12 protein-coding genes are annotated in these 13,701 nt (G+C 71.7%); 10 read left to right on the top strand and 2 right to left on the bottom strand.

The window, feature by feature from the left end:
* Positions 1-97: 97 nt before the first annotated feature.
* Positions 98-553: a metallopeptidase family protein gene (locus tag ACFCZF_RS24780; RefSeq protein ID WP_375909135.1), complete on the bottom strand. Its 456-nt coding sequence runs from the start codon at positions 551-553 to the stop codon at positions 98-100.
* A 294-nt stretch (positions 554-847) separates the two neighbouring features.
* Here ACFCZF_RS24780 and ACFCZF_RS24775 point away from each other — a divergent pair, with 294 nt between their 5' ends.
* The 9 genes from ACFCZF_RS24775 (at position 848) to ACFCZF_RS24735 (ending at position 11,095) form a co-directional block, all read left to right on the top strand.
* Positions 848-1,270, top strand: coding sequence for a DUF3499 domain-containing protein (locus tag ACFCZF_RS24775; RefSeq protein ID WP_376673519.1), 423 nt, complete (start codon positions 848-850; stop codon positions 1,268-1,270).
* A 143-nt stretch (positions 1,271-1,413) separates the two neighbouring features.
* The gene (locus ACFCZF_RS24770) at positions 1,414-3,030 is read left to right on the top strand and encodes an L-lactate permease (protein ID WP_376673577.1); all 1,617 of its coding nucleotides are present in this window, start codon (positions 1,414-1,416) and stop codon (positions 3,028-3,030) included.
* A 79-nt stretch (positions 3,031-3,109) separates the two neighbouring features.
* Complete coding sequence (locus tag ACFCZF_RS24765) at positions 3,110-4,474, top strand: phosphomannomutase/phosphoglucomutase (RefSeq protein ID WP_376673518.1); 1,365 nt, start codon at positions 3,110-3,112, stop codon at positions 4,472-4,474.
* Between the two features lie 280 nt (positions 4,475-4,754).
* Positions 4,755-4,925: a Trm112 family protein gene (locus ACFCZF_RS24760; protein ID WP_121747407.1), complete on the top strand. Its 171-nt coding sequence runs from the start codon at positions 4,755-4,757 to the stop codon at positions 4,923-4,925.
* A 58-nt stretch (positions 4,926-4,983) separates the two neighbouring features.
* Positions 4,984-6,111 (top strand): SIS domain-containing protein, encoded by a 1,128-nt coding sequence (locus ACFCZF_RS24755; RefSeq protein ID WP_375909115.1) that lies wholly within the window; start codon positions 4,984-4,986, stop codon positions 6,109-6,111.
* 91 nt (positions 6,112-6,202) lie between these two features.
* Entirely contained in the window at positions 6,203-7,354 is a 1,152-nt protein-coding gene (gene manA / locus ACFCZF_RS24750) for a mannose-6-phosphate isomerase, class I (RefSeq protein ID WP_376673517.1), read from the top strand.
* Positions 7,355-7,540: 186 nt separating this feature from the next.
* Entirely contained in the window at positions 7,541-8,521 is a 981-nt protein-coding gene (locus tag ACFCZF_RS24745) for a cation diffusion facilitator family transporter (RefSeq protein WP_375909119.1), read from the top strand.
* A gap of 339 nt (positions 8,522-8,860) precedes the next feature.
* Positions 8,861-10,318 carry an adenosylhomocysteinase gene (ahcY, locus tag ACFCZF_RS24740; protein ID WP_376673516.1) on the top strand — a complete coding sequence of 486 codons (1,458 nt, stop codon included), beginning with the start codon at positions 8,861-8,863 and terminating at the stop codon, positions 10,316-10,318.
* A gap of 162 nt (positions 10,319-10,480) precedes the next feature.
* Positions 10,481-11,095, top strand: a complete 615-nt coding sequence (locus ACFCZF_RS24735) for a hypothetical protein (RefSeq protein ID WP_376673515.1) — start codon at positions 10,481-10,483, stop codon at positions 11,093-11,095.
* Between the two features lie 52 nt (positions 11,096-11,147).
* On the opposite strand, the gene ACFCZF_RS24730 is transcribed toward ACFCZF_RS24735, so the two are convergent.
* Entirely contained in the window at positions 11,148-12,113 is a 966-nt protein-coding gene (locus ACFCZF_RS24730) for an RDD family protein (RefSeq protein WP_376673514.1), read from the bottom strand.
* A gap of 126 nt (positions 12,114-12,239) precedes the next feature.
* Between ACFCZF_RS24730 and ACFCZF_RS24725 the strand changes: the two genes are divergently transcribed.
* Entirely contained in the window at positions 12,240-13,247 is a 1,008-nt protein-coding gene (locus ACFCZF_RS24725; RefSeq protein ID WP_376673513.1) for a stage II sporulation protein M, read from the top strand.
* The last annotated feature ends 454 nt before the right edge of the window (positions 13,248-13,701 follow it).

The following is a 13,701-nucleotide window of genomic DNA, read 5'->3' as shown; positions in this document are numbered from 1 at the left end:
GCGACGCCGGGCCGTGCACCCCGCCCCGCCTCGCCCCGCACCGGCGCCGGGCACAGGGCAGGCACCGGACCACTGCGCCACGCACCCGCAGGCCCGCTCAGTCCTCCCCGTACCGGGGATCCACGGTCTCCGGCGTCAGCCCCAGCAACTCCGCGACCTGCTCGACGACGACCTCATGGACGAGCGCCGCCCGCTCGTCCCGGCCCTTGGTCCGGATCTCGACCGGCCTCCGGTACACGACCACGCGCCCGCGCCGCCCGTCCCGCGAGGGCACCGTCCCCCCGAGCGGAACCGCCTCGTCGTTCCAGGCGTCGCCGGCGGCCGCGTCCAGCCGCGGCACGTCCAGGACCAGGAAGTCGATGTCGGCGAGCTGCGGCCACCGCCGCTCCAGGCGCTCCACGGAGTCCTGCACCAGATCCGCGAACACCTCGCCGCGGCTGGCGGCGAGCGGTACCTGCGGGGGTGCGATCGGGCCGCGCATGCCCCGACCGTGGCGATCACGACGGCGGGGCCCTGGGCGGCCTGCGGCACGGGGCGTCAGGGGGTTGTCCATCACTGGTGAAGGGTAGTCCCCGCCGGTGCCCCGCGCCGGACCGCACACGCACACCGGACAGCGCCGGGGCACCTCGTACGGCATGTCGCCGGATGACCATTCCAGCCAAGGTTGGGCTCGATTCCGTATCTCTCCGCGACCGTCGAACTCAAGGCAAATGTCGCTGTTCGTATCGGTTCGCGACCGCTTCCGGAGCCGTCCGGCATCCCGGAAACCGGCGTCCGCGCAGGTCAACGAGGTGTGTCCAGAGGGTCCTGTGGGGCGTTTCACGCCACGACACGGTGGTGTGACCTGGTGGAGAGTCTTCGCGGCCCGCTCAAGAGTGCGGTACCGTCCAACATCGTGAGCCCTGTACGTCGCTGTTCGCGCACCGCCTGCGGCCGTCCCGCCGTCGCGACGCTGACGTACGTCTACGCCGACTCGACCGCGGTCCTCGGCCCGCTCGCCACCTACGCCGAACCCCACTGCTACGACCTGTGCGCCGAGCACTCCGAGCGCCTCACCGCCCCGCGCGGCTGGGAGGTCGTCCGCCTGCTCGACGGCTCGGCCCCGGCCCGCCCCAGCGGCGACGACCTGGAAGCGCTCGCCAACGCGGTGCGCGAGGCGGCCCGCCCCCAGGAGCGGGCGGCGGAGGCGGGCGGCGGTCGGCGGACGGCGGACCCGATGGAGGTCGCGCGCCGCGGCCACCTGCGCGTCCTGCGCTCGCCGGACAACTGAGTCACCTCAAGCACCCCGGTCACCCCGGCCACTTCCGCCGTCATCCGTTGCCGCACACCCATTGACGTCTCCTTGTCGCGGACACGACCATTCCGGAAGCAGCGAGAAACCGCTTTCGCATGGCGGAATCCGGGGAGGCGCCCGTGTACGTGCAGGAACTGGAACCAGTCGCCGGTTCGCTGGGCCTGTCCGCCCTGGTGGCGGCCCTGCCCCTGGTGATCGTCCTCGTCCTGCTGGGCGGCGTCCGCATGAAGGCGCATCTGGCGGGCCTCACGGGCCTCCTGGCGGCCGTACTCGTCGCGTGGCTGGCCTACGGCATGCCGCTGGACCAGACGGCCTCCAGCGCCGTCCAGGGCGCCCTGTTCGGGATCTTCCCCATCCTGTGGATCGTCGTGAACGCCCTGTGGGTCTACCGGATGACCGTCCGCACCCGGCACTTCGACATCCTGCGCCGCTCCTTCGGTCGGCTCTCCGACGACCCGCGCATCCAGGCCCTGGTCGTCGCCTTCTGCTTCGGCGCCCTGCTGGAGGCCCTCGCCGGGTTCGGGGCGCCCGTCGCGATCTGCTCGGTCATGCTCGTGGCCCTCGGCTTCGACCCCGTGCGCGCGGCGGTCGTGGCGCTGGTCGCCAACACCGCGCCGGTCGCCTTCGGCGCGATGGGCACCCCCGTGGTGACGCTGGCCCAGGTCACCGGCCTGCCGTTGGACGACGTCGCCTCCGTGGTGGGCCGCCAGACGCCTCTGCTGGCCCTCGTCGTCCCGCTGCTGCTGGTCGGGCTGGTCGACGGGCGGCGCGGGCTGCGCGAGACCTGGGTGCCCGCGATGGCCTGCGGCGTCGCCTTCGCCGTCGCCCAGTTCGTCGCCTCCAACTACGTCTCCGCCCAGCTCGCCGACATCGGCGCCGCCCTGCTGGGCGCGGCCGCCCTGGTCGCCGTACCCCAGGCCCGCAGGCCCGCCGCCGAGCCCGTACGCGCATCCGTCCTGACCGGCGTACGCAGCGAGGAACTGGACGAGCGCGACCCCCGCCGGGAGGTCGTGCGGGCGTACGCGCCGTACGCGCTGATCGTCGCGATCTTCTCCGTCGCGCAGATCCCGGCGGTCAAGGACTGGCTGGCGAAGGCGACCCAGACGTACGACTGGCCGTTCCTGGACGTGGCCGACCCCGAGGGCAATCCGGTCGGCGGCAACGTCTTCTCCCTGCCGATCGTCTCCACCGGCGGCACGCTCGTACTCCTCGCCGGCCTGGCCACGGCCGTCGTCCTCGGCGTGCACGCGCGCGTGGCGGTCAGGGAATGGCTCGCGACCGTGCACGAACTGCGGTTCGCGATCCTCACCGTGACCTCGGTCCTCGCCCTCGCCTACGTCATGAACCTCTCCGGCCAGGCCGCCACCATCGGCCACTTCGTGGCGGCGGCGGGCGCCGGGCTAGCCTTCCTCTCCCCGGTGCTCGGCTGGTTCGGCGTCGCCGTCTCCGGCTCCGACACCTCGGCCAACGCGCTCTTCGGCGCCCTCCAGGTGACCGCCGCGCGGGAGTCCGGCCTGTCGCCCGAGCTGCTCGCCGCCGCCAACAGTTCGGGCGGTGTCCTCGGCAAGATGATCTCCCCGCAGAACCTCACCATCGCCTGCGCGGCCGTCGGTCTCGCGGGCCGCGAGGGCGACCTGCTGCGCAAGGTGCTGCCCTGGAGCCTGGGCCTGCTGCTGGTGATGTGCCTGATCGTGGTCGGGCAGTCCACGCCGGTCCTGGGCTGGATGCTGCCCTGACCTTCCACAACCCCACGGCGCTCTGTCGGCGGTTACGGGTAGTTTGTGGGCTCCGACAGGACTTTCAGGAAGGTTGGCCGTGGCTGCTGATCTGGCGCAGATCGTGAAGGCGTACGACGTACGCGGTGTGGTCCCGGACCAGTGGGACGAGTCGCTCGCCGAGCTGTTCGGCGCCGCGTTCGTCGAGTTGACCGGCGCGAGCGCCATCGTGGTCGGCCACGACATGCGGCCCTCGTCCCCCGGCCTGTCCGGCGCCTTCGCGCGCGGGGCGGCGGCCCGCGGCGCCGACGTCACCGAGATCGGCCTGTGCTCCACCGACCAGCTGTACTACGCCTCCGGCGCGCTGGACCTGCCGGGCGCCATGTTCACGGCCTCGCACAACCCGGCCCAGTACAACGGCATCAAGCTGTGCCGCGCGGGCGCGGCCCCCGTCGGCCAGGACACGGGCCTCGCCGAGATCCGCGCGTCCGTGGAGCGGTGGAGCACCTCCGGCGCCCCGGAGCCGGCGTCCCGCCCCGGCACCGTCACCCGGCGCGACACGCTCGCCGACTACGCGGCCCACCTGCGCTCCCTCGTCGACCTCACGGCCATCCGCCCCCTCAAGGTCGTCGTCGACGCGGGCAACGGCATGGGCGGCCACACGGTCCCCTCGGTCTTCGCCGGTCTGCCCCTCGACCTGGTGCCGATGTACTTCGAACTGGACGGCACCTTCCCCAACCACGAGGCCAACCCGCTCGACCCGGCCAACCTCGTCGACCTGCGGAAGCGCGTCCGCGAGGAGGGCGCCGACCTCGGCCTCGCCTTCGACGGCGACGCCGACCGCTGCTTCGTCGTCGACCAGAACGGCGACCCGGTCTCCCCGTCCGCGGTGACCGCCCTCGTGGCCGCCCGCGAACTCGCCCGCAACGGCGGCAAGGGCACGGTCATCCACAACCTGATCACCTCCTGGTCCGTGCCGGAGGTCGTGAAGGAGAACGGCGGCACACCGGAACGCACGCGCGTGGGCCACTCCTTCATCAAGGCCGAGATGGCCAGGACCGGCGCCATCTTCGGCGGCGAGCACTCCGCGCACTACTACTTCCGCGACTTCTGGAACGCCGACACCGGCATGCTGGCCGCCCTCCACGTCCTCGCCGCCCTCGGTGGCCAGCAGGGCCCGCTGTCCGACCTGGTCGCCCAGTACGACCGCTACGCCGGCTCCGGCGAGATCAACTCCACCGTCACCGACCAGACGGCCCGCCTCGCCGCGATCAGGGCCGCGTTCGAGGGCCGCGACGGCGTCACCCTGGACGACCTGGACGGCCTCACCGTCACGGCCACCGACTGGTGGTTCAACGTCCGCCCCTCCAACACGGAGCCCCTGCTGCGCCTGAACGCGGAGGCGCGGGACGAGGCGACGATGACGAAGGTCCGCGACGAGGCGCTGGCGATCATCCGGTCCTGACGCCCGCTGCGCCGGTAGCTGCGGGCAGTCGTGCCTCCCCCAGTGCCTGAACGGCCTGGGAGGTACCCCCAGGGGCGGCACGGGTGGGCGCAGCGGCACCCCGCAGCGCCGGGCAGCGCGACCCACCCCCGCCCGCACCGACGCCGGGCCGCGCCCTCATCCCGGCCCCACCAACGCCCGGGCACCGCCAACTCGCCGAGCACCAGGCACCCGCCCCCACACCGGCGGTACCCTGACCAGCACATCCGCACAAGCCGAACCACCCCCGAAGGGAACCCCCATGCCGCTCGAAGCCGGCCTCCTGGAGATCCTCGCCTGCCCGGCCTGCCACTCCCCCCTCAAGGAGCAGGACACCGAGCTGATCTGCACCGGCCAGGACTGCGGCCTGGCGTACCCGGTCCGCGACGACATCCCCGTCCTCCTCGTCGACGAGGCCCGCCGCCCCGAGTAACCGGGCGACCCCGCGCACGCACCCGAACGAACGCATCCGGCGATCGGAGACTGCCGCCATGCTCGACGAATCGCTGCTCGACGCCCCGGAGCGACTCACCGAGGCCGACCGCCGCGGCCTGCTCCGCGGCGCCGCCGAGGCCGGTGCCCGTGTGCGCACCGCCGCCCGGCACGCCGCCGAGGCCGGAGTCGGCAACCTCAAGCCGGACGGGCGCCCCCGCGCCGTCCTGATCGCCGGCCCCGGCGCCGCCGCGACCCAGGCCGCCGACCTCCTCGGCACCCTCGCGGGCGCCGGCAGCCCCGTCACCCGCCTCGCCCCCACCGGCGTCGCCCCCGCCGCGGGCGCCCTGCGCTGGGAACTGCCCGGCTGGGCCGGCTCCGTGGACCTCCTGCTGATCGCCACCCCCGACGGCACCGAACCGGGCCTTTCCCTGCTCGCCGAACAGGCCTACCGCCGGGGCTGCACAGTCGTCGCCGTAGCCCCCGCCAGGTCCCCGCTCAGCGAGTCGGTGAACGCCTCCCACGGCCTGTTCATCCCGATGGCGACCGCCCCCTACGACCACGACGAGCCCCTCGCCGGTGCCGCCCCCGGCGTCCTGTGGGCGCTGCTCACCCCGCTCCTCGCGCTGCTGGACCGCACCGCCCTGCTCGAAGCGCCGCCCGAGGCCATCGAGAAGGTCGCCGACCGCCTCGACCGCATCGCCGAACGCTGCGGGCCCGCCATCGTCACCTACAGCAACCCGGCCAAGACCCTGGCGTCCGAGCTGGCCGACTCCTTGCCGGTCGTCTGGACCGAGGGCACCTCGGCCGGACCGGCGGGCCGCCGCTTCGCCGCCGCGCTCGCCGAACTGGCCGGCACCCCGGCCGTCGTCGCCGAACTGCCCGAGGCGCTCGCCGCGCACAGCGCCCTGCTCGCCGGCCAACTCGCCGCAGGCGCCGACCCCGACGACTTCTTCCGCGACCGCGTCGAGGAGACACCCGCCCTGCACGCGCGCGTGGTGCTCCTCCGCGACCGCCCCAGTGGCGGCCTCACCGCCGCCCCCGGCGCCCGCGACCTGGCCCTCGGCCACGACACGCCGATCAGCGAGCTGGAGCCCGAAGCGGGCGGCGAACTGGAGACCCTCGCGGAACTGATCGCCATCACGGATTTCGCCGCCGTTTACCTGGCGCTCGCCTCGCGCGCCTGATCCCGTACGCACCATCTCGTACGTATTAGCGCCACGCACCGGCGCCACGTACCAGGAAACGCACCGCGCACGCACCCGGCAGAGAGAGCCCATGGACCGCCTCGACAACACCGTCCGCCCCTACGCCTGGGGTTCCACCACCGCGATCCCGACCCTGCTCGGGACCGAGCCGACCGGCGAACCGCAGGCGGAGATGTGGATGGGAGCCCACCCCGGCGCCCCCTCCCGCACCGGCCGGGGCACCCTCGCCGAGGTCGTCGACGCCGACCCCGAGAAGGAACTGGGCGCCGCCTCCGCGGCCAAGTTCGGCCCCCGGCTGCCCTTCCTCCTCAAACTCCTCGCCGCCGGCGCCCCGCTCTCCCTCCAGGTCCACCCCGACCTGACCCAGGCCAGGCAGGGCTACGAGGACGAGGAGCGCCGGAGCGTCCCCCTGGACGCCTCGCACCGCAACTACAAGGACGCCAACCACAAGCCCGAACTGATCTGCGCCCTCACCGAGTTCGACGGCCTGTGCGGCTTCCGCGCCCCCGCCGAGACGGCCGACCTGCTCGACGGCCTCGGCATCGCCTCCCTCAAGCCCTACGTCGACCTGCTGCGCGCGCACCCCGAGGACGCCGCCCTGCGCGAGGTCCTCACCGCGATCCTCACCGCCGACCCCGAGGAGATGTCCCGTACGGTCACCGAGACCGCGGCCGCCTGCGACCGCCTCGGCGGCGCCTACGCGCCCTACGCCGCCATCGCCCACCACTACCCGGGCGACCCTGGCGTCCTCGCCGCCATGCTCCTCAACCACGTCCGGCTCCAGCCCGGCGAGGCCCTGTTCCTCGGTGCCGGCATCCCGCACGCCTACCTCGACGGCCTCGGCGTCGAGATCATGGCCAACTCCGACAACGTCCTGCGCTGCGGCCTGACCCCCAAGCACGTCGACGTCCCCGAACTGCTGCGCATCGTCCGCTTCGAGGCCGGCGACCCCGGCATCCTCCGCCCGGAGGCGTCCCCCGACGGCGAAGAGGTCTACGACACCCCGATCGACGAGTTCCGCCTGTCCCGGTACGTCCTCCCGGAGGGCTCCGGCGTCCACGACCTCACCCTGCCCACCCCGCAGATCCTGCTCTGCACAGCGGGCACCGTACGGGCGGGCGAACACGAACTGGCCCCCGGCCGGTCCGTCTTCGTCCCGGCGGACGAAACGGCCGAAGTATCCGGAAACGGCACGGTCTTCCGGGCCACCGTACGTCTCTGACGTGGCCTGAACCCGCCTGACGCGAACACGACGGGACCGCGGCACGCCGAAGTCGGCGAGGGCTGCAACAATGGCGCACCGCAAAGGAGGGGCAAAGCCGACGACCGGCCGAGCCCCCACCGGCGTACAGACGCATACGAAGCAGATGCAGGCGAAGCAGATGCAGGCGAAGGGACAACGCGACACATGAGCGCGTCAGGCGGAACCAAGGCGATCGTGGCGGCACTGTTCGCCAACCTCTCGATCGCGGTAGCGAAATTCGTGGCGTTCCTCTTCAGCGGATCGTCATCGATGCTCGCGGAGTCCGTGCACTCCCTCGCAGACTCCGGCAACCAGGGACTCCTGCTCCTCGGCGGCAAGCGCGCCCAGCGCGAGGCCACCCCCCAACACCCGTTCGGCTACGGCCGCGAGCGCTACATCTACGCCTTCCTCGTCTCCATCGTGCTCTTCTCGGTCGGCGGCATGTTCGCCCTCTACGAGGGCTACGAGAAGATCAAGCACCCGCACGAGATCGAGCACTGGTACTGGCCGGTGGGCGTCCTGGTCTTCGCGATCATCGCCGAGACCTTCTCCTTCCGGACCGCCATCCAGGAGTCCAACGCCCTGCGCGGGAAGAAGTCCTGGAAGGAGTTCGTCCGCCACGCCAAGGCCCCCGAGCTGCCGGTCGTCCTCCTGGAGGACCTCGGTGCCCTGGTCGGCCTGATCCTCGCCCTCGGCGGCGTCGGCATGGCCCTGCTCACCGGTGACGGCGTCTGGGACGGCATCGGCACCCTGTGCATCGGCGTACTGCTCATCGTGATCGCGCTGGTCCTGGCCGTCGAGACCAAGTCCCTGCTGCTCGGTGAGGCCGCGGGCACCGAGGCGGTCCAGCAGATCGAGACCGCGATCGTCGCCGGCGACACGGTCACCGGCGTCATCCACATGCGCACGCTCCACCTCGGCCCCGAGGAACTCCTCGTCGCCGCCAAGATCGCCGTCCGCCACGACGGCACGGCCACCGAGGTCGCCTCCGCGATCGACGCCGCCGAGGCCCGTATCCGCGAGGCCGTCCCGATCGCCCGCGTCATCTACCTGGAACCGGACATCTACAGCGAGTCCGAGGCGACCAAGGGCCCCGACCGCGAGGCGGCCCCCGGCGGCCCGAGCACGCCACCCGCCGCGCACTGACACCCGCACCCGCCACACCCACGGGGCCCGCCGATCCACTCGGCGGGCCCCGTCGGCTTCCGTCCCGGCGAAGCCCGTAACGCTTCGTGAACGTCCGGAAGTGTTCGGAGGCGGACTGGGGACGGCGGGCGCCACCGGTGTAGCTTGGGACGGAGCCAGACGTCGCTGCTGATGGCGGTCGGGCGGTCCGGTACGGACCGGCCGAGGGAGAGAGGGCCTCCGACGGACTGCGCTGCGCGCACGCGGGCATGCCTGTGTCCTCTTCGGGGCACCCCTGTGTCCGCCGCCGCGCAGATGTCAGCCGTACCCACCTCGACCCAACCCGAGGAGCAGCTCGCAATGACGACTGTCGACAACCGACAGGACTTCAAGGTCGCCGACCTCTCCCTGGCCGCGTTCGGCCGCAAGGAGATCACCCTCGCCGAGCACGAGATGCCGGGCCTGATGGCGATCCGCAAGGAGTACGCCGAGACCCAGCCGCTCGCCGGCGCCCGCGTCACCGGCTCCCTGCACATGACGGTGCAGACCGCCGTACTCATCGAGACCCTGGTCGCCCTGGGCGCCGAGGTCCGCTGGGCCTCCTGCAACATCTTCTCCACGCAGGACCACGCGGCCGCCGCCATCGCCGTCGGTCCGAACGGCACGCCCGACAACCCGCAGGGCGTCCCGGTCTTCGCCTGGAAGGGCGAGACGCTGGAGGAGTACTGGTGGTGCACGGAGCAGGCGCTGACCTGGCCGAACACTCCCACCGGCGGCCCGAACATGATCCTGGACGACGGCGGTGACGCCACCCTCCTCGTCCACAAGGGCGTCGAGTACGAGAAGGACGGCAAGGTCCCCTCGGTCGACACCGCCGAGTCCGACGAGCACCGCGTCATCCTCGAACTCCTCACCCGCACGGTGAGCGAGAGCCCGCAGAAGTGGACCCAGCTGGCGTCCGAGATCCGCGGTGTGACCGAGGAGACGACGACCGGCGTGCACCGCCTGTACGAGATGCACCGTGACGGCACCCTGCTGTTCCCGGCGATCAACGTCAACGACGCGGTCACCAAGTCGAAGTTCGACAACAAGTACGGCTGCCGCCACTCCCTGATCGACGGCATCAACCGTGCCACCGACGTTCTCATCGGCGGCAAGACCGCCGTCGTCTGCGGTTACGGCGACGTGGGCAAGGGCTGCGCGGAGTCCCTGCGCGGCCAGGGCGCCCGGGTGATCATCACCGAGATCGACCCGATCTGCGCGCTGCAGGCGGCGATGGACGGCTACCAGGTCACGACGCTGGACGAGGTCGTCGACAAGGCCGACATCTTCGTCACCACGACCGGCAACAAGGACATCATCATGGCCGCGGACATGGCCAGGATGAAGCACCAGGCGATCATCGGGAACATCGGCCACTTCGACAACGAGATCGACATGGCCGGCCTCGCCAGGACCCCCGGCGTCGTCAAGGACGAGGTCAAGCCGCAGGTCCACACCTGGACCTACCCCGACGGCAAGGTCCTCATCGTGCTGTCCGAGGGCCGCCTGCTGAACCTGGGCAACGCGACCGGGCACCCGTCGTTCGTGATGTCGAACTCCTTCGCGGACCAGACGCTGGCCCAGATCGAGCTGTTCACCAAGCCCGACGAGTACCCGACCGACGTCTACGTGCTGCCCAAGCACCTGGACGAGAAGGTCGCCCGGCTCCACCTCGACTCCCTCGGCGTCAAGCTGACCACGCTCCGCCAGGAGCAGGCCGACTACATCGGCGTCGAGGTCGAGGGCCCGTACAAGGCGGACCACTACCGCTACTGAGCAAGCCCGCGTCGCAACCGACGGAGGAGCGTCCGTGCACAGACGCACCCCTCCGCCGGCTGCTGGCTCCTCCGAGACAGGCCCCCGCACCCCCGTGCCGGGGGCCTGCCCCGTTGGCGCCTCAGCGGCCGGACCAGCAGCCCGTCACCACCCAGGACCACCATGCCCCGCGGCCGTTATTCGCTCCACGATCCGCACGACCACACCCCCCTCGCAGAAGAACACTTCCAGTGCGCCCCCGGCCCCTCCGGCTGGCGCTACGTCTCCCGGCTGACCACGCCCACCGGAGACCACCTGGGCTCCGTCGACCTCGCCCTCGACGAACTAGGCCGCCCCATCCGCCTCGAACTCCACGCCGCAAGCTGGCAAGTGCGCGGTGCGGCCATCGACGGCGTCACCTGGGTCCGCACCGACCCCACCGGAAACCACGCCACCGAAGGCAATGCGCGCGCCCACGCCTTCACCGGCACATCCCCGGCCTTCCTCGTCGCCACTACCCGTCTCCTGCGCCTCACCCCCTCCGGATCGGCCACCCGCGTACGCCTCGTCGCCCTCACGGACCCGGTCCTCGCCCCACGCACCGTGGACCAGTCCTGGGCCTTGCTCGACAGAGAAACACACGCCACTGACAACGGCCCGCTCACCGTGGACGAATACCAGGTCACAGCCCTGGACACGGGCGAGCAGCACGCCGTGCACATCGCCGGCGACGTCGTGCTCGCGGCCCCCGGCATCGAGCTGGAGGACCTGGAGTCACCGCCGTCCGTGTTCCCGTGAGCGACATCGGGCGACAAGCGCCGCGGGACCGCCCGGGCGCAGCCCGTCCGGCCTACGCCGGCGGTACGAAGCCGGTGCCGGTGCGGCCGTCCGACGGCGCCTCCCGCGGCGCCTCGGGCCGGACCCCTCGCGAAGGCGCGGCCGGCGGCACCACGGGACGCACCTCCGGCGGCCGCACCGGCGGTGTCACCGAGGAGCCCGGCGCAGGAGGAGCCATGGGTGCTCCCACCGCGGGCCCCCCAGCCGCGTACGGTTCCCCGGCCGCGTACGGTCCTCCGAACGCCCGCCGGGCCTCCCGAGCCTGCCGCTCCTGCATCACCGCCGCCAGATACGCGGCCGGCGGAACCTCCTGCGGCGCAGGAGCACCCGTACGAGCCGCCACGTCGGCGGCGAGCCGTTCCGCCATGGCCCAGCCGACCCGGGGATCCAGCTGCCCCATCCGCGTCAGGTACTGACGGACGGCAAGCCACAGATCATCGGGCACCGCGGACAGATCGAGCCCCGAGAACCGCCCCGCCAGCCACGGCGGGGGCGGCGGCACGAAGCCCGCCGGCGAGACCGGCACCCGTTCCCGCACGACCAGAGTCCCCGCGAACACATCACCGAGCCGCCGCCCCCGCGCCGACACCAGCGAGGCGATACAGGCGACGACGCCGAACGTCATGAGGATCTCGATCACCCCGATCAAGCCCCGCACCAGCGAGTGCCGGAACCGGATCGGCCCCCCGTCGTCCCGCACCACCCGCAGACCGCACGCCATCTTCCCGAGCGACCGCCCATGGCTGAGCGTCTCCACCGCGATAGGACCGCCCACCAGCACGAGGACGAAGGCCGCGATCGACAGCGCGGTCTGCGCCGCCATGTCCAAGGAGGCCGTGGAAGCCACCAGCGCGACCGTCACCGCCACATAGACGGCCACGGCCACCGCCAGATCGAGCAGGACGGCCAGCGCCCTGCTGGGCAGCCTCGCGGGGCGCAGCTCCAACGCCACCGCCTCGCCCGTCACCAGCTCACTCACGCCTGCCGCCCTTCCCCTGACTGCCCCCGTCCCCGCCAGTCTGCCAAGCTGAGGACGCACCGCGCCGCAGTACGACAAGCTGATCCACGACGAGCCGCCGACGATAGCCGAGGAGCAGGCACACCGATGGACCTCGACGTCTTCGTCTCCGCCCACCGAGCGGAGTGGGACCGCCTCGACGACCTGCTCCGGCGCCAGCGACGACTGACCGGCGCCGAGACCGACGAACTCGTCACCCTCTACCAGCGCACGGCCACCCACCTCTCCCTGATCCAGTCCAGCGCCCCCGACCCGCAGCTGACCGGCCGGCTCAGCCAACTGGTGGCCCGCGCGCGCAGTGCCGTGACAGGAACCCGCCGAGCCTCCTGGCGCGACGTCACCCGCTTTCTCACCCAGCAGTTCCCGGCCGCCGTCTACCGGGCCCGCCACTGGTGGGTCCCCACCGCCCTCCTGTCGACGGCCGTCGCGGCGCTCCTGGGCTGGTGGATCGGCACCCACCCGGAAGTCCAGGCCACCATCGCGGCACCCAGCGAACTGCGGGAGCTCACCCGCCCCGGCGGCCAGTACGAGACGTACTATTCGAGCCACCCCGCGGCCTCCTTCGCCGCGCAGGTCTGGACGAACAACGCCTGGGCCGCCGCGCTCTGCCTGATCCTGGGCGTCTTCCTGGGTCTGCCGGTCATCTGGATCCTGTTCCAGAACATGCTCAACCTGGGCGTCGGCTTCGGCCTGATGTCGTCCGCCGGCCGCCTCGACACCTTCCTCGGCCTCGTCCTGCCCCACGGCCTGCTCGAACTGACCGCGGTCTTCGTGGCCGCGGGCACCGGTCTGCGTCTCGGGTGGACCCTCATCGACCCGGGCCCGCGCACCCGGCGCATCGCCCTCGCCGAAGAGGGCCGAGCCGCCATCGGTATGGCGATCGGCCTCGCCCTGGTCCTGTTCATCTCCGGCGCCATCGAAGGCTTCGTCACCCCGTCCGGCCTGCCCACCTGGGCCCGCATCACCATCGGAGTCGTCGCCGAGCTGGCCTTCCTCGCCTACGTCTATGTCCTGGGCGGACGTGCCGTGCGCGCCGGCGACACGGGCGACGTCGAAGCGACCGAGCGCAGCGCCACCGTGCCGACGGCCGCCTGATGTGCGTCCGCCCCCGGTGAGCTGCTAGTGTCCTCTTCGTTCCCGCAAGAGCCGTTGACACGGAGCGAGCGGGGAGGTAGATTCGAACAGTTGCCTGGAGATGGGTTCACCCCAGAGGGCAACCGATAGTATCTATTTGCTTCCTCCCGGATCATTGATTTCGGCGAAGCACTCTCCCGATGAATCGGAAATGAACGGCCGGTCAGAACGGCCCGGAACTTCTGATAAAGTCGGAACCGCCGGAAAGGGAAACGCGAAAGCGAGAACCTGGAAAGCACCGAGGAAATCGGATCGGAAAGATCTGATAGAGTCGGAAACGCAAGACCGAAGGGAAGCGCCCGGAGGAAAGCCCGAGAGTATCGGGTGAGTACAAAGGAAGCGTCCGTTCCTTGAGAACTCAACAGCGTGCCAAAAGTCAACGCCAGATATGTTGATACCCCGACCTGATCGGTTC

The organism is Streptomyces sp. NPDC056296 (assembly GCF_042268605.1).
Lineage (GTDB): Bacteria > Actinomycetota > Actinomycetes > Streptomycetales > Streptomycetaceae > Streptomyces.
The sequence above is the reverse complement of the archived record's forward strand: the minus strand, read 5'-3'. Positions and strand labels throughout refer to the sequence as shown.